We start from the raw sequence: 20,892 nt of genomic DNA, 5'->3' as shown, positions 1-20,892 counted from the left end.
GTACCGAGTGCGCCGGTCCGGCCCCCCGTCGGCGAGACAGCGCCTTACATATCGCAAAAGCGGTTTCAGCGCCCGACCCATGAATGCGATCCGGCTCACAATGGGTACCTCAAGTCTTCCTTAAGTCGAACTCAAAAGTAGCTCAAGCATTTCCCGTAGAAGCTTCTCTTGTTATCCAGAAGTTCAGTCTGGGCATCCGTGGCATTGACCCGGCGTTCGCCCGGCCTTCACAGTTCCCCTCGCGAGCCCACTGACAAGCTCGCCGGCTTGGTGCCTTCGATGCTCAGTGGGGGAACCGGGCCGTCCGTCATCACAGGACAAGAGGCTGAAACCCTGATGCGAACTTCAGGAAAAGAGGGACTGTCCGCTGTCGGCGTATCCCACGACGCCGGCGACGAAGGTTACAGCAAGTCCCTGAAGCCAAGGCATATCAGCATGATGGCGATCGGTGGAGCGATCGGCACCGGACTGTTCCTCGGCGCGGGCGGCCGCCTGAACTCGGCGGGTCCCGCGCTCGCGATCGTCTACGCCATTTGCGGTTTGTTCGCCTTTTTCGTGGTTCGCGCACTGGGCGAGTTGGTATTGCACCGTCCGTCATCGGGCGCCTTCGTCTCTTATGCGCGGGAATTCCTCGGCGAGAAAGGCGCCTTCGTCGCCGGATGGATGTACTTCCTGAACTGGGCGACGACCGGAATCGCCGATATCACCGCGATCGCGATCTACGCGCACTATTGGTCCATGTTCTCGGACATCCCCCAGTGGATACTGGCGCTGATCATGCTGGCCGTCGTGCTGACCCTGAATCTCGTCTCGGTGAAGATCTTCGGTGAGATGGAATTCTGGTTCGCCATCATCAAGGTCGGTGCCGTGGTGGTGTTCATGGCGATCGCGATCTTCCTGCTGGTCACCGGCACGCCGGTCGACGGGCATACGCCGGGACCGCAGCTGATCGCGGACGGCGGCGGCATCATGCCGAACGGTCTCCTGCCACTGGTCCTGGTCGTACAGGGTGTCGTTTTCGCTTATGCCGCGGTGGAACTCGTCGGTGTCACGGCGGGCGAGACCGCCGAACCGGCGAAGGTGATGCCGAAGGCGATCAACTCGATCATGTGGCGGATCGGCGTGTTCTACGTCGGCTCGGTCGTGCTGCTGTCCATGCTGCTCCCGTCGGACGAGTACCGCGCCGGAGAAAGCCCCTTCGTCACCGTTCTGTCCAGCATCGGTGTCCCGGCCGCCGGCGACGTGATGAACCTGGTCGTGCTCACGGCCGCGTTGTCCAGCCTGAACTCGGGCCTGTACGCCACCGGCCGCATCCTGCGTTCGATGGCGAAGACCGGCTCCGCCCCCGGATTCACCGGTGTGATGAACAAGAGCCAGGTGCCTTACGGCGGCATCCTGCTCACGGGCGGCGTATGCGTACTCGGCGTCGGCCTGAACTACCTGGTGCCGGCGAGCGCGTTCGAGATCATTCTCAACTTCTCCGCGGTCGCGATCGTCGCCACCTGGGGGTTGATCGTCATCTGTCACCTGGTCTTCGTGAAGCGCTCGAAGGCGGGCTTGGTCGAGCGTCCGGGCTACCGCCTGCCGTGGACGCCGGTGACGCAGTACGTCACCCTCGCCTTCCTGGCGTCGGTGCTCGTGTTGATGTGGCTCGACGACGGCGCGGGCCGGGTCACCCTGCTGTGCCTTCCGGTCATCGCGGGGGCCCTCGTCGTGGGCTGGTTCGCCAGCCGGCGTAAGCGCGAGCAGCTCGCCGGGGTGAACGAGGAGTCGTAGCGGCCGAAGGGAGCTTTCCCCGCACGAGACGCGAGGAAGGCTCCCTTCACCTCAGTCGCGACCGGTGAGTCGATCTGATTACTCTCCGCCACCCTCTGGCGCCGCGACCAGAGTCTTCGAGGCAGGAATCGGTGCCGAAACTCTCGCGTACGCTTTCCCGCGCGACAGCTCGTTGATCAGTGGCTAGGCTGGTCACCGGCCACTTCCGGCCGCGGTGGAGCGACGAAAGCGGCGGTCGCCGACCGCGAACTCTTCACCTGCGGCGGTCCAGCGATCAAGGTCGCGAAGGGTAATAGAGCGCTTATGAAGTAGCCGACGCCACTCTTCCTCATGTCCCGAGACGGGCGGAAGAGGAGTTCGTGCCATGGATGCGGTGAAAGTCCTGGTGCAGGCGAGTGACGAGTTCACCGAGGCCGGCGTCAAGACCATGCTGGGCGTCAGTGAGCAGCTTCAGGTGCTGACGGGCGGCACGACCGAAGGCCCGGACGTGATCCTGGCGGTCGTGGACGGCGTGGTGGGAAGCAGCACCTTCGCGTTCCTGCGCCAGTTCCAGGGCACGGGCGTCACCTCGGCGCCGCGAGCCGTGGTCGTCGCCGACCGTTTCCGCGCGGAGGACCTGCTGGTCGCGGTCGAATGCGGGGTGACGGCCTTGCTTTCCCGGAACGAGATCAAAGAAGGCACCCTGGCGTCCGCGGTCCTCGCGGTGGGCCGCGGTGCCGCACTGATGCCCTACCGGCTTCAGGGCATCCTCCTCGACCAGCTCACCCAGCTCAGGTTCCAGGTGCTGGCGCCCGCGGGCCTGACGCTCTTCGGTTTCGAGACACGGGAGCGTGACGTGCTCCAGTTGATCGCCGAGGGCTATCAGACCGACGAGATCGCCAAGAAGCTCACGTATTCCGAAGGCACGGTCAAGAACGTGCTGTACGGGTTGATGAGCCGGTTGCGGCTCAACACCCGATCCCAGGCGGTCGCGTATGCCATGCGGGCCGGGTTGATCTGATCGGCGCGCCGGGCGGCAGGCGCGCCGGTGGCGGTTGTGGCAAATCTGCTCGAGTTACGGCCGGCGACCCGACGGGGGTCGCGGCCATGGTGGAGGGTCGAAATGGAACCGGTACGGGTAGCCGTCCAAGCGACGGATTCGATCACGGAGACCGGGTTGACCAGCTTCCTGCGGACCCGCTCCGAGGTAGCCGTCATCGAAGTCGACGCGGTGAGCGATCAGGACGTGCTCATGGTCCAGGCGGACCGGATGACCCCACAGATCGTCGCGGACCTCCGTCAGGGTCCCCTCGCGATGGTGCCGAAGGTGCTGCTGGTCGGCGAGCTGCGGGAGAACGACGTCCTCAGTGCCGTCGAGTGCCGCGTGGTCGCGGTGCTCCCGCGGAGCCGCACATCCGGGGACAGGCTGGTCGAGGCCGTCGTGGCCGCGGGTTCCGGATGCGGTCTGATGCCGCCGGATCTGCTCGGTCAGCTGCTCGGCAGCGTGCGGCGGCTGCAGCACGACGTGCTCTCCCCGCGGGGGCTGAGTTCGGCCGGACTGACCTCGCGCGAAGTCGACGTCCTCAGGCTCATGGCGGACGGGTGGGACACCGGGGAGATCGCCGAGAAACTGTGCTACTCCGAGCGCACCGTCAAGAACGTGATCTACGAGCTGACCAGCAGGCTCAACCTGCGCAACCGGCCGCACGCGGTCGCCTACGCCATGCAGGCGGGCATCATCTGAACCCGCCCGCCTCGCAGAACTTCCGAGACGGTGCCGTTCTCCCTCGACGACGTCGACTACGAGATCGACCTCCCCGCTGATCGCGCGACGCGGCTACGACAGCTCTTGGAGCGGTACATCAGGGCCGGGCGGCGGCGGCCGGGTACCTACTTCACCGATGAGCGGTGACGCGCGCCCAGGAATCCCCGATTTTCGCCGGTCTCCCAGGCGCTTCCCATGGACAAGCCGCGAAACCTAGGGAGCGGCCAGGGCGAACCGATCCAGATCGACCCCTTGGATGAGGCCGAGCGCCGATCGCAGCATCCGCTCGGCGGATTCGTGATCGCAGCGTTCGGAACTGCGAAGGGCTTCGGCGGCATTGGACAGGCCGACCATGAGGTCCACCCGCTGGTCTTCGGTCAACGCGTCGGACGTCTTGGTATCCACTCGCACCAGCCGGTCCACATACCGATCGAGCCAGCCCGCCAATTCCAGATGCGGCAGCAGCGCATCCAAGGGCCGGGGCGGGGCCTCGGCCGCCTGCCGGTTCCGTTCGTCTTCCGCGGGCCGATTACCGAGCCCCTTTGAACTCACGATGTCCACCCTCATTGTCGTCGTCGTGCACAGTCGGATCGAAGCGCTGTTTCAGCGCACCGATTCATGCTTTTCCGGAGCCCGCGAGTCGCTCACGGCCATTGACCGTATTTGAGACTAGCAGGAAGCGGAACCGCTTGAGACGACGAACACGTCGACGATCACCGAAACGGTGAATCGTTCACCGGATCACGAACTCGGCCGTCGCGATTTACTTGCCGTATCAGTAGGTACCGCACGGCTTTCCGGCCGCGAGCCCGCCGGGACGGCGGCCTTGATCGCCGCGCCGCACCGAATAAAAGATGTGCCGAACCCCTCAGTCTTCCGAGGCGGCGAACCTTTACCGGAGCAGTTCCGATTACTCCGAGATCTCCGGACCCACAAGCGCTACTCGGACATTAAGAAGTAAAACCAAGAGTCGTCACGAACCCGCCGGTACCGATCATTTCATCCGCGTATGCCGTACAGCGACACCCGTCGGTCGCGCTTCGGCCTTCACGGCGGGCACAGGCCGCTCGACCGGCATCAAGAAAATCTGAAGACGGGACGGGCAACCTTCTGCTCGTCCCTCCCCGACCGCCGGACCCGCAAGAGAAAGGTGTGCCGATCATGACGAGCTCCGCACTCTCCCTGGCCGGAACCGACCGCGAGGTCCGCGACGCCGCTCTGCGCTACTGGAGCGACTTCGGCTGGCCGGTACGGACCACCCACACCGATGTCCTGCTTTCCCTGCAGCGGGATCTGCTCGCGGTGGCCATGTCCGCCGCCCACGGCGGACCACTGCTCGAAAGGCTGGCGTCGGCGGGAGCACGCGGCGGAGTGGTGAGCCTGCGTGGCGGCGACGGAGAACAATGGTGGGCCTTCCTCATCACTCCGCCGGAACGACGAGTCCCTCGGGTGGCCGGCGTGTGGCTGTTCAACGAAGGAACGGATCTGCCCCTCCCCCAGGGCGCGACCCCGGCGAACGGCGTCAGGTGGATACGCGAACCGATCCCGGGCGGAGCACTGTTCGACGGCGACCTGCTGTTCGACGCGGCAGGCGGCTGAGCCGCCACTTTCGAGCCGGAAGTGAATCGTTTTCGGCTTTTTCGACCGGACCTGGGGTCCAACCACAGTATCTCGTCCAGGAGTTTCGCTCACAGGGCGTAACCGTCAGATCATCAGATCGGATCGGCGAGGCCGTTCGGGTGAGTCGGTTGGTACGACGGCCTGGTCGATCCGCACCACCCCGATCCCCCATTCGGTACGCGAGCACACCGCGGAGGCGAAGATGCGCTTGCAGCTCGACCTCTTCGGTCCAGTGCGAGCTTGGCGTGGCGGCGACGAAGTCGTACTCGGGTCGGCTCAGCGCAGGACACTGCTGGCAGTACTGGCGTTCCAGGCGAACCAGGTCGTCACCCGGTCGGACCTCATCGACGCGATCTGGGGTGACAAGGCACCGGCCAGCGCCAACGGCAGCATCTACACCTATGTCTCCTCGTTGCGTTCCGCCCTCGATCCCGCTCGCACGCTGCGCGACGCCACGGCGGTACTGGCTTCGAGTGGCCCCGGCTACTGTCTGCGGGTCGAAGCCGAGGCGATAGACGTCGTCCGGTTCGAGCACCTCCGCGAAAGGGCCCGGCTGTGCCTGCGCGGACAGGATGTCGACGGCGCGCTCGCGGCGTTGGACAACGCGCTCGAACTCTTCAAGGACGAGCCGATGTCCGGATTGACCGGTCCCTACGCCGAGAACCAGCGTGAACGGCTGAAGGAACTGCGGCTGGAGGTCGTCGAGCGCCGCGCCAAGATCATGCTCGACGTGGGTGAGCACCAGCGAGTCCTCGCCGAACTGGCGCCGGTCGCCGCGGCGCACCCGGTCCGCGAAGGGCTCCAGGGCCTGCACCTTCTCGCGCTTTACCGATGCGGGCGCCGCGACGAGGCGCTGGGCGCGTTCGAGCGGCTTCGCGCCACCACGATCGACGAACTCGGCGTCGAACCGGGCAGCGACCTGACCGCGCGCTACGAGCAGATCCGCGCCGACGACCCGGCGCTGTGGCGTGGACAGGCCACCACCCCGCGGGTGACGGTCACCGCCGCTCCGGCACCCCGTACCGAGTCACGCGAAACCCTCGTCGGCAGGCATTGTGAACTGGCCTGGATCCAGGCGGCGGTGCTTGAGCTCGGCGCGGGCCGTGGCTGCTCCGTCTGGCTCGAAGGTGAGCCGGGAATCGGCAAATCCGCGCTGATCACCGAAGGGTTCGCGCGGGCCGGGGCGGGCCCGGTCGCCATCGCCGGGGCGGATCAGCTTGAGCAGCACGGTCCGCTGCAGGTCGTGCTCGACTGCCTCGACGTCAAAGTGACCTCGGTGGACAGCCGCCGCCGGGAAGTGGCTCGTGCGGCCCGCACTCTCGTCGCGGGTGACGTAGCGGGGTCCGAAGCGGTGATGGAACTCGTCGTCGAACTCGTCAGGGCTCTGTGCCGGGAACAGCCCTTGATCCTCGTGATGGACGATCTCCAGTGGGCGGACCCGGCCAGCCTCGAAGTCTGGCGACGACTCGCGATCGAGGCAGGCCGCCTTCCCCTGCTGCTCGTCGGGGCGAGCAGGAGGGTGCCGGCCGATCACCGGCTCACCGCGCTGCGTGCCCGGATTTCCACGACGGACACCCACTTCCACAACCTGGCGCCCCTTTCCCACCACGAGGTCGAGGATCTCCTCACCGCCCTCACCGGAGTCACCCCGAGCCCGGCGCTGCTGGAACTTTCGGCCGCCGCCGCCGGAAACGCCCTCTTCGTGCGTGACCTCGTCAGTGCGCTGGACGGGACCGAGCCGCCGGAAACCGTGGCCACCGAGAACGGTCCGGTCGTTCCCCAGCCCGCGCTGGAGGCCGTCGGCCGTCGCCTCGGTTTCCTCTCCGCCGCGGCCTCGGAGCTGTTGCGGTGGGCGGCCCTGCTGGACCGGTTCTTCACGCGCGACGACCTCGCCGCCGCGCTGGGGAGGCCGGCCGCCGAATTCGACCACGTCCTCGCCGAGGTGGAGGCCGTCGGACTGGTGACCCGCACCCGGGGCAAACTCGCCTTCCGGCATCCCGTGGTCCGCGAGGCGCTCTACGCCAGGACTCCGACCGCGATCCGGCTTGCCCTGCACCGCCAACTCGCGGAAGCACTCGCCGACGTCGGCGCCCCCGTCGAACGGGTGGCGTTCCAGTTGCTCGCCGCCCCGGTCCCGGTCGACAGATGGTTCTGCACGTGGCTGGCGCGCGAGGTCTACCAGCTGGCGCCACGAGCTCCGTTGGCGACGATGCGCCTGCTCCAGCGGGTGAACACCGCCGGCACCGTTCCGCCCGCGCTCCGGGAAACGCTGGGGATCGCGACCGCACGGATCAAGCTCTGGCTCGATCGGGACCTCGCCGCCGAAGCAGGCCAGGTCGCCGCCCGGACGGAAGATCCCGAAGTGCTGGCCGAGATGCGCTGGCTGCTCTCCTTCTCGCGTCTCCTCCGGGGCGCCACCGATCGAACCGCGCAGGAGGTCAAGGAGGCGCTCGAGGAGCCACGGCTACCGTCGGCTTGGCGTGCTCTGCACGAGTCCTTGCTGACCCGGGTCCGGGCCGGTGGCCGGCCGGAGGAGGCGAACCCCGCCGAGGAACCACGTCCGGCCCTGATCCCCGTCCAGCGGACGATGCCCGCTCTCGACCCCGTGGAGTCCTACTGGCTCGGCCGCTGGGACGCACCGCGAAAGGACCTCACACGTCGGCTTCGCAGCGGGATCACCCTCGCGCGGCACACCCTCGGCCGGTCCGTGGTCTTGCGGCGGATCGCCGGGGTGGCGGCGGTGATCGCCGCCCACCAGGGCAGGCCGGACGACGCGCGCACGCACCTGATGTCCGTCTGGGCCTCCGCTCCCCCTGAAGTCTCGGGGCAGGACGGCACGGAATTCATCCTGGTGGCCAACGCGATGCTCGCCGAGGCGGAGAACCGGCCGACGGTCGCCTTCGACCTGTGGTCGGGGTTGCTGGAGCTCGAAGACGAGGCGGCCTGCCCCTGGCTGCCCGGTCTGGTCCGGATCGCGGTCGACGCCGGGGAGTACGAGGTCGCCGAGCTGGCGACGTCACGATGTGAGCGCACATCGGGGTATCGCGCGGAGGCGCTCCGATGCCGGGCCGTGCTCGGCGGGGATCCGATGGCCGCGTTCGCCGCGGCCGAGTACCTGCGGACGGCGGGAAACCGGTTCGGCGAGGCACAGGCCATGGAAGACGCCGCCGCGCTTCTCGTCCGGCAGGGCGAGACGGCCAAGGCCGAGGCGTCGCTGCAGGTCGCTTTGAACGGTTACGACGAACTCGACGCGATCGCGGACGTCCAGCGAGCGGAACAGCGTTTCGCCCGCGGCCGTGAGCTGGCCCGCCGATGAGCGCAAAGCCGTTCAGGGTCCAGGCGCTCGGCTCGTTGCGTGCCTGGCTCGGCGACGACGAACTCGAGCTGGGACCGGCCCGTCAGCGCGCCGTGTTCGCCGCGCTCGCGACCCGGGCGGTGACCCGGCCCATCACCAGGGCCGAGCTGATCCAGGCGGTCTGGGGCGACACCGCGCCCGCCAGCGCGAACGGCAGCGTGCACACCTACATCTCGGGGCTGCGCCGGATCCTGGAACCGAGCCGGACCCGCTGGTCCACCGACGGTCTGCTGGTGTCGGACTCCGCCGGATATCGGCTCAGGCTCGATTCCTCCGCACTCGACATCGGCGAATTCGACAGGCTCCGTGAAACGGCTCGCGCGCATTGGCAGGAGAACGACGCCGCCGGCACGGTCGAAACGCTGGACCGCGCGCTGGCCCTGTGGAGCGGGGAAGCGCTGACCGGGGTCCCCGGCCCGCACGCCGAGTCGCTGCGCGCCGGTTTGGCCGAACAGCGGCTCGCCGCGCTCGAGCTGCGGGCGGCCGGGCTGCTGGCCTTGGGAGCGCATGAGGACCTGGTCTCCGAACTGACGCTCCTCGTGCGCGAGCACCCGTTGCGGGAACCGCTCTGGCAGTCGTTGATGATCGCCCTGCACCGCGGTGGCCGTACCACCGAGGCCCTGGACGCCTTCCGTACCGCGCGCCGGATCCTGCGTGCGGAGCTGGGTGTCCAACCTGGACGGAAGCTCGTCGAGATCCACCAGCGGATTCTCGTCAACGATCCGGAACTGGCCCCGCCCGTCGAGCACGCCGCCGCCGTCGAGACGCTGTCGGTGCTCCCCGGCCCGGTCGCTCACGCCTTGGAGGCCCGGGGCGAGACGTCGCCCGTCTGCCACGGCCGCGAAGAAGAAGTCACGCTTCTTCGGCGGCTGGCCGAAGAGGTTCTGGCCGGACGTGGCCGGACGGTGTGGATCGAGGGCGAACCCGGCATCGGGAAGTCCGAGGTGCTCACCAGCGCGCTGGCGGACGTCGGCGGGCGCGGCTGCCACGTCGCCTGGGCCGCGGCCAGCGAACTGGAGCAATTGTTCCCATTGCAAGTGGTCCTGGAGTGCCTCGGACTGGACGCGAAGCTCATCGGCGCGGACGCGTCGGCGAACGACACCGACCCGGTGGCCGCCGCCGCGGACCAGATCCTCACCCACGTCGACCGGCTGTGCGCCTCCGCGCCGCTGGTGATGGTCATCGACGACCTGCAGTGGGCCGACGAGGCGAGCGTGCTCATGTGGAACCGGCTCTCCGCGGCCACGCGGCAACTTCCGCTGCTGCTGATCGCCGCGTCGCGCCCCGTGCCGCGGCGGGAGGAACTGATGCAGGCGCGTCAGGCGGCGGAAGCCCGCGGTCTCGAGTTGATCACCCTCGGCCCGCTCCCCGTGTCCGCCTCCGAAGACCTCCTCGGTGACCTGATCGGCGCCCGTCCCGGCGAGGAACTGTGCTCGCTCATCACCAAGGCGGCGGGCAATCCGCTCTACCTTCGCGAGGTGACGGGCGCGCTGATGCGCGAAGACGCCCTCATGGTCGTCGACGGGATCGCGCGGGTGCGGACAGGTACGGATCTGAAGGCGCCGGAGTCCCTGCTGGACGCGGTTTCCCGGACGCTGGACCTACTCGGAGAACTCTCCAGGGAGACGGTGCGCCGTGCGGCGGTGCTGGGCATGGAGTTCGGCCTGGCGCAAGTGGGCGCCACGATGGGCAAGATGCCGTCCGAACTGCTCGGTGTGTTCGAAGAAGTGATGGAAATGCGGATCATCGTGGACACCGGGACGCAACTGGCGTTCCGGCATCCGATGCTCCGGTGGGCGCTGTACAACGAGATTCCCGGCGACATCCGGGCCGAGTGGCACCGCCGGGCCGCCGAGGCGCTGGCGGAGATCGGTTCGGGGGTAGAACATGTCGCCCAGCAGCTCGTCGCCGTTCCGGCGGCGGTCGACGACTGGGTGATCGGCTGGCTGGCCGACCACCACGAGTCCCTCGCCAACCGCGCCCCGTCGATCGCCGCGGTACTTCTGCACCGGGTGCTGGACGAATGCCCGGCGGACGACCCTCGCCGCGAAGCGCTGCTCGCCGCCTACGTCCTGGTCCTGTTCCGGCTCGATCAGGAGCCCTTCGAACTGGCGCGGGAAGCCATGCTCATCAGCCGTGACCCGAACCGGGCGGCGGAGATGCGCCACCTCGCGGCGGCGATGGCGCATCGCCGCGGTGACCCGGACACCGCGATAAGCCTGTTGGCCCGCAACGACTCCCCGGAGACCCCGCCGATCTGGCGGGAGCGACGCCGCGCTCTGCTGGCGAACTTCGACCGCGGCACCCTCGACGACCTCGAAGAGGCCTCCAGGAAGGCACTGCGGTCCTACCGCCAGGCGCTCTCGGTGGGCGAGCCCTATCCGATCGGGCACGCGCTGCAGACACTTTGGCTCGTCAAATCGATCCAACGCGACCACGAAGGCGCGCTGCGCCATGTCGAGAAGGCCATCGAGGCTGTCGAAGGACATCGAGAGCACGCGGGGTTCTACTTCGACCTGCTCGACAACCGCCTGTTCACTCTGCAGAACCTCGACCAGCTGGACGAGGCGCGTACGACGCTGCGCACCGCCCGGCGCGCGGCGGCGAAATACTCGCTCCCCCATGGGCTTCAGGTCTCCTCGGCCGTGCACGACTACTGGACCGGCGAGTGGGACGACGCGCTGGCGGAGCTGGACACCGTCACCGAAGACGGACCGGCGATCACCTTCCACGGCCATCGCGAGCCGGGCGCGGCCGCACTGCTGCTGCACGGTGTCGCCGGGTTGATCCACGGCCGCCGCGGTGAGACCGAACAGGCCGCGGCCCATCTCTACGCCGCCGAGGAGCACATCCCGGTCACCGGCTCCGAGCGGGAGAGCTGCGACTTCCTCCTGGTCGCCCGTTCTCTGCAGGCCGAACAACAAGGCGACCCGGACCAGGCCGTCGCGCTGCTCAGCCCGGTCGTGGACCCCACGTACGCCGCGATGATGCTGCGTCACCAATGGCTTCCGTGGCTCATCCGGCTGGCCAAGGACCACGGCGGCGACGACATCGCGACCAAGGCCCTCGACGTCTGCCGTGAAGAGGCCGCGAAGGAAATCAGACCCGCGAGAGCGACCGCTGCCGCGCGATGGTGCGAGGCTCTCGTGTCCGGCGAGCCGGAGCCCCTGCTCGAAGCTGTCGACCATTACGACAAGGTCGGCCGCCGGATCGAGCTGGCCTCGGCGCTGGGCGATGCCGCGGTCCTGCTCGCCGGGAAAGGCAGGTTCGACGAGGCCCGGGCGGCGGCGAACGACGCTGTCGCCGGGCTGGACCGGTTTGGCGCGCAATGGGACGTCGAGGCGCTCGAACAGCGCTTACGGAAGTACGGCATCATCCCGGGACGGCCGGACAACGCCGTGGCGGCGGCGGGATGGGCCTCGTTGTCGGCCATGGAGCGCGCGGTCGCGACCTTGGCTGGACAGGGACGCTCGAATCCGGAGATCGCCACCGCGCTGGCGCTGCCCCGTCGCACCGTGCAGGCGCATGTCACCCGCGTGCTCGCCGAACTCGGCCTGGAGTCGCGCAACGGTCTCGCCGGGCTCCCCGTCGACACTTCGATCAGGCAGGTAGCGCGTTCCTCTCGATGACACGCGCGTAGTAGCGGGCGCTGTCCTTGACGGTGCGGCGCAGTCCGTCGGCGAAGTCCACCCTGACCAGGCCGAACCGCTGCGTGTACCCGAGTGACCATTCGAAGTTGTCCAGCAGCGACCAGACCACGTATCCGCGCACGTCCGCCCCCGCGTCGATCGCGACGAGGAGCGCGTGGAGATGCTCATGGAGGTACCGTTCGCGCTCGCTGTCCCGGATCCGGCCGTCCTCCTCGACGCGGTCTTCGAACGCGGCACCGTTCTCCAGGACCTGCGTCGGCAGGCCTCCCGTGTGCCTGTGCAGCCAGACGAGAAGATCCGTCAGCGAATCCGGTGCCTGCTCCCAGCCGAACGAGGTCAGCGGTCCTCGCGGCGGGGTCACGTCCATCCCGCGCAGGCTCGGCAACCCACAGTTGCTCACGGCATCGGTGTCTTCCAGCGGGATCACCCTGGCCGGGGCGTAATAGTTGACGCCGAGCCAGTCCATCGGCTGGGCGATGGTCTCGAGATCGCCATCGTGGATGACCGACGTCCAGTCGCCGAGGTGCCGCGTGTCGGCCAGGACGTCCTCCGGGTAGCCCCGGCCGAGGGCGGGGTCGAGAAAGAAGCGGTTGTGCAGGCCGTCGAATTTTCGCTTGGCTTCGCGATGCCGTTCATCGTCGACGTCGGCCAGCGCCGGGGCGAAGTTCAGCGCCAGGCCGAACTCCTGTCCCGGCCTGGCGCCCGCGCGCAGCACCTGCATGGCGAGCCCGTGGGCGAGCATCAGGTGGTGCGCCGCACGCATCGCGAGTACCTCGTCGGTGCGCCCGGGAGCGTGCACCCCGGTCCCGTAGCCCAGGAACGCCGCGCAAAACGGCTCGTTGACCGTTGTCCAGTGATCCACCCGGTCGCCGAGCAACTCCTGGACCAACGCCGCGTAGTCGGCGAAGCGGTATGCCGTGTCCCTGGCGGGCCAGCCGCCTTCGTCTTCGAGCGCCTGCGGAAGATCCCAGTGGTAGAGCGTCAGCGAAGGGGTGATCCCCCGGTCCAGCAGAGCGTCCACCATGCGGTCGTAGAACCCGAGGCCGCGTACTTCCAGCGTGCGCCCGTCCGGCATCACGCGTGGCCACGAGACCGAGAATCGGTAGCCGGGGACGCCGATCCGGGCCACCAGCGCGAAATCTTCCTCGTAGCGATGGAAGTGGTCGCAGGCCACGTCCGCGGTATGCCCGGAGTGGATCTTGCCCTCGACTCCGGCGAAGGTGTCCCAGACCGATCGGCCCCGCCCACCCTCCGCGACACCACCCTCGACCTGGAAGGCCGAAGTACCCACTCCCCAACGGAAACCGGGCGGGAAACGGTACTGCTGCGCCACGTCCATCACGTTCCTCTCATCGCTTGAAACCGGAACCCGGCCCACCGGGCAGCGCTCCCTGGACCATGTGCCGCGCCAGCAGGACGAACAGCACGATCACCGGGGTCACCCCGAGCGTCGCGCCGGTGAGCATCAGCGCGTAGTCGGTGTAGTAACCGCTGGCGAGCGTCGACAGTGCCACCTGGACGGTCGGGCTGTCGTGGGGGTCCAGTACGACGAGCGGGAAGAAGAAGTCGTTCCAGGCCGCCATGAAAGTGAGCATCGCCAGCACGGCCGCCTGTGGCCGGATCGCGGGCAGGCCCACGTGCCAGTAGGACCGGAGGATGGAGCAACCGTCCATGGTGGCCGCGTCGAGCAACTCGGCGGGGACGGCCTCTTCACAAGCTTGGCGCATCCAGAACACGCTGAACGCGCTCACCAGGCCGGGCACGATCACCGCGGGCAGTTCGCCGTACCAGCCCAGTTCGCTCACCACCATGTACAGCGGGATGATCCCCAACTGGGCCGGCACCATCACCGTACCGACGAGCAGCAGGAACAGCGTGTCGCGGCCCCGGAAACGCAGTCTGGCGAAGGCGAATCCGGCGAGGCTCGCCAACACCACGTTGGACACCGTCACCGTGCTCGAGACGATGAGCGAGTTCTGCATGGCGAGCCAGAAATCGACCTTGTCGAAGACCTCACGCACATTGTCCAGGAGATGCCCGCCGGGGATCAGCGGCGGGGTCCGCTCGGCGATCGCGGATCCGTCCCTGGTGGACACCACGAACGACCAGTAAAGCGGGAAGACCGACCCGATCACGACCGCCAGCAGCGCACCGTAGACCACGAAGCCGGGCCGGCGCCGTCGTCGCACCATCACGCTCTCCCGGGGATCCGGCGGGCGAGGACGACACAGCCCGCCGCGAGCGCGGCGCAGACGAGGAACACCACCCACGCGATCGCGGCCGCGTAACCGGCGTCGAACTGCCCGAAGCCCTTCTCGTACAGGTACATCACGATGGTCTGGAACTGGCGGTCGTCGCCGCCGGTGCCCGCCACGCCGTTGGTGTCGAACAACTGCGGTTCGACGAACAACTGCGTTCCACCGATGGCCGAGACGACCGTGGTGAAGAGGATCGTCGGCCGGATCGACGGCACCGTGACGGACCAGAACTGCCGCAGCCGGGAAGCACCGTCGAGTTCCGCGGCTTCGTACAGTTCCGCGGGCACGCTCTGCATCGCCGCCAGGTACAGCAGCGCGTTGTAGCCCGCCCAGCGCCAGACGACGATCAAGGCGATCGCCGCCTGCGCCGACCAGCCCTGTGCGTGCCAGTCGAGCGGTGGCAGGCCCACGAGGCCGAGCAGCCAGTTGATGACGCCGAAGTCGCGCCCGAACAACTGCCCGAACACCAAGGCCACCGCCGCCACCGAAACCACGTTCGGCAGCAGGACGGCCGAGCGCCAGAAGGTCTTGGCGCGCAACGGACGGTCGAGCAGGGCGGCGACACCCAGCGCGAGCACGATCTGCGGCACCGTGGCGAGCGTCAGCAAGGTGAGGGTGTTGCCGAGGGCGTTGTAGAACTTGGGGTCGCCGAACAGGGCGAAGTAGTTGCCCAGTCCGACGTAACCCTCGTCGCCATTGATCAACTGCCAGTCATGCAGCGACACCCAGAGCGTGAACAACAGGGGAAACAGCCCGAACACCGCGAAGAGCGCGAAGAAGGGCATGACCATGAGGAACGGCGTGACCCGCCGATCCCATCGAGCCGAGAGCCCCCGGTCACGAAGCCGCGGCACGGGCTTCCGTGACCGCTTGGTCCCAGGCCGCGTCGAGTGCCTGCTTGCCGGATTCCACCCGGCCGAGCGCCGTGCCGAACGTCGGGCGCACCTTGGCGTCCTTCAGGCCGCGGTAGTTGGGTTTCAGGCTGTCGGCCGACGCGGCGTAGATACGGCCGATGGGCGCGTCACTGAAGTACGCGTCGGTTTTCCCGAGCACCTCCGGCGCACCGTAGGCGGCCGGTTCGCTGGGCAGGATGTTGGACTCGGTGAACAGTCGCACCTCCTGCGCCGGCTCCGTCAGCCACTTCGCCAGTTCGTAGGCCTCACGCTGATGCTTGCTCTGGGTGGGCACGGTCAGGAACGAGCCGCCGTTGTTGCCACCGCCGCCGGGCACCGCGGTCACGTCCCACTTCCCCGCGTTCTCCGGTCCGCCCGCTTCCTGGATCTGGGTGAGCATCCACGCCGGGCAGGCGATGGTGGCGAAGGAACCCTGCTTGATGGCGACGTTCCACGGCTGGGTGAACGGGGTCACCCGGGCGGTCTGCCCCTTCGCGCCGATCTGCCCGGCGATCGTGAAAGCCCGGCGCAGGGCGGAATTCCGGTCGGCGATGAAGGAGTCGTCCTTGGCGGAGAAGAAGTTCTCCGGTGACTGGTTCAGGATCGCGGTGTAGACACCGCCGGCCGAGTCCGCGAACTTGGCCGGAAGGGCTTTGCCCGAGAAGAGATCCCCGGTCTTCGCGTAGTCCTCCCAGGTGGGCCACAACGCGGCCACCGCGGCACGCTCGGTCGGCAGGCCGGCCTGGGCGAAGTAGTCCTTGCGGAAGCACATGGCGAGCCCGCCCATGTCCGTGCCGAGCCCCATGACGGTGCCACCGCTGTTCGCGAGCCCCTGCTCCCACTTCCATCGCGGCCACCGGTCGCGGAGGTCGGTGGCACCGAATCCGGCGAGGTCGACGAACTTGTCCACCGACTGACGGAACTGCGGCATGTACTGCTCTTCGATCGCCACGACGTCGGCGGCGCCGCGACCCGCGGCCAGCTGGGTCGCGATGCCTTTGTGATGTGTCTCGAAATCGGCGACCCGGTTCTGGATCCGGATCCCGGGATGAGCCGCCTCGTACTCCTTGAGAAGCGAGCTGTAGCCGAACTCGCCGAAGGTGGCGATGCTCAGCTCGATCCCCTCGTCCGCGGCCGGGGCGCACCCGGCACCCACCATGCCCGCGAGGACGACGATCGCGAGAACACGTTTGCGCAAGCCGGAAATCATTCCGGTCCTTCCCTTCAGGACGCCACCCGCGACGCCACCCGAAACAACGTCAGATCACTCCGGCACGCATCGCGTAAGCGACCGCGTGTGGACGGTTCCGCAGGTTCAGGCGGTTGGTCAGCCCGTAGATCACGTTCTTCACGGTTCGCTCCGAATAGCAGAGCTTGTCCGCGATTTCGACGGTGTCGTGGCCTTCGGCCATCAACCGCAGGACGTCGACTTCGCGTGGCGTGAGGCCGGCGGAGTCCGGTCCACGCGGGACCAGCGCGTCGCGCTGCAGCCGCCGCACCCCGTCGAGCAACTGCCCGAGCAGGTCGGTCGGCAGGAGACCGCGTCCAGGCACGACGGACAGGATGGTTTCGACCAGACGGTCACCGGAAGTCTGCGCCCTGGCCAGTACCGCCACCACCCGGCACTCGACAGCGCTCAGGATGTCGTTCTCCCGCAGTTCACCCGCGATCAGCACTTTGGACACCTGGCCGGTGACGGCGTCACCCCGGAGATCGGCGACCGTATGCTGGGTCATCCGGTCGATGTGGACGACCAGGACGTCTCGCTCGGTCAGCTCGTTTCGATCCACCAACACCAGCTCAGGGCGGCTTCGCAGAAAGCTCGCGAGGCCCGCTTGCATGATCGTGTCGGTCGCCTGCACCGCAACACGTACCGGTTCCATCATGTGTCCTTCCCACGCTCGGTACCCCGTGCGTCACGAGAATGCGGAACCGGACTTCACGATCTCTCAATGCGCAGGCCAGCGCCTTTCCCACCGCTTGCTCGAAGCGTGGGCGGGTCACCAGCGCCCTTGCGGATCACCGTCGGACAGCCCATCGAGCAGGCCACGCAGGCCCAAATCGAAAAGGCCGTCCGCGTCGTTCACCAAGTCCTCCCCAACCCCCTCGAAGCACCCCGGCGCACCGGACGCCGTCCCGTCGCCGAAAAGGTCCGCCGCCAGGCCGCGGACGAGCGCGGACAGCAGGACGCGGTGGTGACAAGAGCTCAGCGGGCCTTCTTCCTGCCACGACGGCGCCCGCGAGGTGCCCAGATCGATCCTGGTCAACCACGGATGGCGCCGGTAGGCCGCCCACAGCGATCGTGCGGCCGACTCGAGCCGCGACCGTCCACGCAGGGCGGCGTCCACGGGCGCGATCGCCGTCAAGGCGGTCTTCGCCATCAGGGTGATGAGTTCGGAACGGCCCTTCACATGGTGGTACAGCGACATCGTCGCGACGTCCAGTCTGGCCGCGACGGCACGCATGGACACCGCGTCGAGACCTTCCTCGTCCGCGATTTCGATCGCGGCGAGAACGACGCGCTCACGGGAATTGTCGCGTCCGCTCCTCCTGCCCGGCCCACCGGCGACCATGGTGTACGCGCCGGGGATGGCCTCGACGAGCCCTTCCGTGCGGAGGATGGCGAGGGCCTTGGTCGCGGTCGCATGCGCCACCCGCCACTCCGCCGCGATCGTCCGGATCGACGGCACCCGGTCGCCGGGCTTCAGCTCACCCTCCCCGATTCGGCGGCGAATCCATTCGGCTATCTCACCCGACCACGTTCTCGCCGCCACTCCTTTCCGTTGCTCCAAAACACTCCCATACGCCACGATCGAGAACGAGTACGCCGACACACTGCGTTTCCCGACAGGCCGAAGCAAAGCGCTTTCCGGAAAGTCGGGACAGAAGGGCACGAGTCCAGACGCGCCGGGCAACACGAGGCCCGTCGCGGAAGGTGTCCGAACGCGCCAGGTCAAGTCCTGCAAGTCACGGATTTTCTGCCTCGACACCGAACCCGGCTCGAAACCGACAGGCCGCGCCACTGTTGCCGGACGAAGAACGGAAAGCCGTCGACAGGGATCCTTTGTGGACCTCGCTCGGGCAGGTGATCTGGTTGCTCCGGCAAGCCGAACGCGACGAAGACGGGCAGTCAGGTCAGGTGCTCGCTCCGCACAGCTTTGATCCCGGTTCAGGGCCTAAGCAGCAACCGGTGCGGATCGTCCTCGTACTCGCGGACCTTGGCGAGTCCTTCCGCGATTCGCGTCAGCGGAAGAATCGCGCTGATGGAGGCGGAGACGTCCAGCCGTCCGCGTTCGGTGAGTTCGATCAGATCCCTCAGGTGGCGGACGCGGTAGCCGGTATGCGAAATGACGGTCCGGCCTTCCTCGCCCTCGGCGAGCCTCCGGGTGACCAGTGATCCCTCCGGAGCCGCCTTCACCAGCACCAGACGTCCTCGCGCGCCGAGGGCCGCATACGCCTGGGCGAACGTCGAATCGCGGCCGCCGAAATCGAAGGCCACGTCGAGTCCCCGGCCCTTCGTGATCTCCCCGATATAGGAGGCGACGCGTTTGTTCGCCGGATGCAAAGCGACGTCAGCACCCTGTTCGAGCGCTCTCTCGCGGGCTTCCGGGCGCCGGTCGAGTGCGATGATCGGCGAGGCACCGCAAATCCGGGCCAACTGGACCAGATGATTGCCGAGGCCACCCGATCCCCAGACACCGACGGCTTCGGCGGGCCGCAGCCGCGCGGCGTCGATGGCGCCGTACGCGGTGGACAGCGCGCCGGAGAGAACCGCCGCCTGCTCCAGCGGGATGGCCCCGGGAACCGCGACCAACGCCGTCGCCGACGTGACCAGGTATTCGGCCCACGCACCGTCGTAGTGCTCGCCCATCAACCGGAGGTCGGAGCAGTTGTCCGGGCTGAGCCCTTCCCGGCACTCGGGGCAGTCACGGCATTCCCGGCCCGCCGCGACGACCACCCGGTCACCGAGGACCCACGACCGTACGTCCTCCCCGACCGCCGCGATGACCCCGGCCGCTCCGTGCCCGGGTGTGTAGACGGGTCCGCGAGGGTCGGCGCCACCGTCGAGCCAGGCCAAATCGGACCTGCGGATCCCGCAGGCGACGACCTTGACCACGACTTCGTCGCGCCGTCGCGCCGGGACCGGGACTTCGGCCAGTCCCGGTCTCCCGGTGACGGGATCGAACCGGACCGCCCGCATCATCGCGGGCAAGCCGTGCTGGATACCCATCGCTTTCACACGCCGGTCGCGCCACGCGAAACGAAACTCGCCAAGCTCACCGGTACTCCCCTCGGTATCGCGCGGAGCCGACGGATTCCGAAGCCGTCACAGGCGGCGCGAACATTGCCGATAGCTTCGGCGAAGAGCTGCGAACCCCCATCGGTTCCCTGGCACGATAACACAGCGAAGTTCGTTTCGTGATAGGCGGAAATACCCTTGTCAAGGACGGCTTCGCGTGGTTATCGAGGTTCGCACTGGGGTCTGTTCACTGCCTTTCGAAGGGACCGAACGGGCACGAAGAACCGAAAAAAGGGCACTGCCGCGGGCCGTTCGGACCATGCGCCATCAACGGATGTGCCTGGCGCGCGATAGTCATGTCGCGAAAGTGGCTCTCGCGACACCTCGGTGAAGATTCCGGGAGCCGGGCATGTCCCCATGTGGCATCGGAGACACTGAGCGTCCCCAAGGGGAACCCGCATTTGGGTACCTACGTCTGACCTGGACGAGGGTGGTTCCGCGAGCATCGTCGCCCGGCTCGCCCCTTGGTCAACGGAAGATCCGGGACACTCAACGTCCGAAATCTTCCCCACCCGGACCGCGTCGGCAACCCGCACAAGCTCCACACCAGTAGGTAGACAAATACGAGTCCCTCAATTCACAACCCCACGCGGAACCGCGCATAGCGTCATCAATCGGACACCGAGCTTCGAGAGCTGTTCCTTGTGGACAGTCGCGCGACACACCCCGCCTCAGCCGGGGAGCTCCGTCGCCAGTCCACCCGCTTCCAGGATCGTGACGGTTCACCGAAAATGCACGTGTTCGCGTTGATTCGCCAACGGTGAAAACCGTCAAGAAAGGCACCGGAACCGCGGAACCGTCCGCTCAGGCGGTCTCAGCGGCTTCGGCAAGCGCGGCTTCTCCCGCGCCGGTGATCACCGCGGGCGTCGCAAGACCGTACGCCACCTGCCGTTCTTCCTCGATGAGACCTGCTTCGACGAGATTGTGCACCGCGGCGTGGTCACACCAGCAGCCGTCGATCGTGAGGGCCGGTTCACAGCTGGAGATGAGGACACCGCGCCCGGCCGCGACGGCCCGGAGTATCGCCCGCTCGCGTCGGCTCAATTCGATTCGGATACCGGTCATCACGATCACCGTCCCAGCCGGGTCATTTTTCCATGGCCTCAGCCTGTGACGAAGGTCTTCATTCTTTCTTCACCGGATGACCGGACGATCAGGCCCCAGGCGGGCGAGCGCTGTCACCGACAAGACCGCCAAGGGACAAAAATCCAGAATTCAGGGTAAGAAAGGGCAGACAGGCCCGGCTCCGGCACGCCTGGTCACCCGGAGTGCGCGATTCTGGTCCCGGCTGGAGGT

General features: G+C 67.6%; 16 protein-coding genes. 7 read left to right on the top strand and 9 right to left on the bottom strand.

Translation table 11 applies throughout. From position 1 onward, the window contains the following. Positions 1-336: 336 nt before the first annotated feature. From ACZ5ZX_RS11910 to ACZ5ZX_RS11895, 4 genes are all read left to right on the top strand, one after another. On the top strand, positions 337-1,776 hold the full coding sequence (locus tag ACZ5ZX_RS11910) for an amino acid permease (protein ID WP_465501983.1): 1,440 nt from the start codon (positions 337-339) through the stop codon (positions 1,774-1,776). Positions 1,777-2,140: 364 nt separating this feature from the next. Continuing rightward, positions 2,141-2,776, top strand: coding sequence for a helix-turn-helix transcriptional regulator (locus tag ACZ5ZX_RS11905; protein ID WP_465501982.1), 636 nt, complete (start codon positions 2,141-2,143; stop codon positions 2,774-2,776). 102 nt (positions 2,777-2,878) lie between these two features. Then, positions 2,879-3,499 (top strand): helix-turn-helix transcriptional regulator, encoded by a 621-nt coding sequence (locus ACZ5ZX_RS11900; protein ID WP_465501981.1) that lies wholly within the window; start codon positions 2,879-2,881, stop codon positions 3,497-3,499. Positions 3,500-3,529: 30 nt separating this feature from the next. Continuing rightward, on the top strand, positions 3,530-3,667 hold the full coding sequence (locus ACZ5ZX_RS11895) for an Lsr2 dimerization domain-containing protein (protein WP_465501980.1): 138 nt from the start codon (positions 3,530-3,532) through the stop codon (positions 3,665-3,667). A gap of 66 nt (positions 3,668-3,733) precedes the next feature. Here ACZ5ZX_RS11895 and ACZ5ZX_RS11890 read toward each other — a convergent pair whose 3' ends face one another. After that, positions 3,734-4,072, bottom strand: a complete 339-nt coding sequence (locus ACZ5ZX_RS11890) for a hypothetical protein (protein ID WP_465501979.1) — start codon at positions 4,070-4,072, stop codon at positions 3,734-3,736. 609 nt (positions 4,073-4,681) lie between these two features. On the opposite strand from ACZ5ZX_RS11890, the gene ACZ5ZX_RS11885 reads away from it, so the two are divergent. The 3 genes from ACZ5ZX_RS11885 to ACZ5ZX_RS11875 all read left to right on the top strand — a co-directional run bounded on the left by ACZ5ZX_RS11885 (position 4,682) and on the right by ACZ5ZX_RS11875 (position 12,124). Continuing rightward, a complete protein-coding gene (locus ACZ5ZX_RS11885; RefSeq protein ID WP_465501978.1) occupies positions 4,682-5,119 on the top strand; it encodes a hypothetical protein in 438 nt (145 codons plus the stop codon). A gap of 223 nt (positions 5,120-5,342) precedes the next feature. Further along, on the top strand, positions 5,343-8,456 hold the full coding sequence (locus ACZ5ZX_RS11880; protein ID WP_465501977.1) for a BTAD domain-containing putative transcriptional regulator: 3,114 nt from the start codon (positions 5,343-5,345) through the stop codon (positions 8,454-8,456). Beyond that, positions 8,453-12,124: a BTAD domain-containing putative transcriptional regulator gene (locus ACZ5ZX_RS11875; protein WP_465501976.1), complete on the top strand. Its 3,672-nt coding sequence runs from the start codon at positions 8,453-8,455 to the stop codon at positions 12,122-12,124. Before ACZ5ZX_RS11880 ends, ACZ5ZX_RS11875 begins: the two co-directional genes overlap by 4 nt. On the opposite strand, the gene ACZ5ZX_RS11870 is transcribed toward ACZ5ZX_RS11875, so the two are convergent. From ACZ5ZX_RS11870 to ACZ5ZX_RS11835, 8 genes are all read right to left on the bottom strand, one after another. Then, positions 12,096-13,484: a GH1 family beta-glucosidase gene (locus ACZ5ZX_RS11870; protein ID WP_465502171.1), complete on the bottom strand. Its 1,389-nt coding sequence runs from the start codon at positions 13,482-13,484 to the stop codon at positions 12,096-12,098. The two genes, ACZ5ZX_RS11875 and ACZ5ZX_RS11870, sit on opposite strands and share 29 nt — an antisense overlap. 10 nt (positions 13,485-13,494) lie before the next feature. Further along, a complete protein-coding gene (locus ACZ5ZX_RS11865; protein ID WP_465501975.1) occupies positions 13,495-14,337 on the bottom strand; it encodes a carbohydrate ABC transporter permease in 843 nt (280 codons plus the stop codon). Beyond that, positions 14,337-15,194, bottom strand: a complete 858-nt coding sequence (locus ACZ5ZX_RS11860; RefSeq protein WP_465502170.1) for a carbohydrate ABC transporter permease — start codon at positions 15,192-15,194, stop codon at positions 14,337-14,339. Before ACZ5ZX_RS11860 ends, ACZ5ZX_RS11865 begins: the two co-directional genes overlap by 1 nt. A gap of 46 nt (positions 15,195-15,240) precedes the next feature. Then, entirely contained in the window at positions 15,241-16,506 is a 1,266-nt protein-coding gene (locus ACZ5ZX_RS11855) for an ABC transporter substrate-binding protein (RefSeq protein WP_465501974.1), read from the bottom strand. 49 nt (positions 16,507-16,555) lie between these two features. Continuing rightward, entirely contained in the window at positions 16,556-17,182 is a 627-nt protein-coding gene (locus tag ACZ5ZX_RS11850) for a helix-turn-helix transcriptional regulator (RefSeq protein WP_465501973.1), read from the bottom strand. Positions 17,183-17,296: 114 nt separating this feature from the next. After that, positions 17,297-18,070, bottom strand: a complete 774-nt coding sequence (locus ACZ5ZX_RS11845) for a GntR family transcriptional regulator (protein WP_465501972.1) — start codon at positions 18,068-18,070, stop codon at positions 17,297-17,299. Positions 18,071-18,465: 395 nt separating this feature from the next. Then, positions 18,466-19,527, bottom strand: a complete 1,062-nt coding sequence (locus ACZ5ZX_RS11840) for an alcohol dehydrogenase catalytic domain-containing protein (RefSeq protein ID WP_465501971.1) — start codon at positions 19,525-19,527, stop codon at positions 18,466-18,468. 873 nt (positions 19,528-20,400) lie between these two features. Then, positions 20,401-20,661, bottom strand: a complete 261-nt coding sequence (locus ACZ5ZX_RS11835; RefSeq protein ID WP_465501970.1) for a hypothetical protein — start codon at positions 20,659-20,661, stop codon at positions 20,401-20,403. Between the last annotated feature and the right edge of the window lie 231 nt (positions 20,662-20,892).

Source organism: Amycolatopsis sp. NPDC033938 (genome assembly GCF_055575975.1).
Note: the sequence above shows the minus strand (reverse complement) of the source record. Positions and strands in the feature narration are given on the sequence as shown.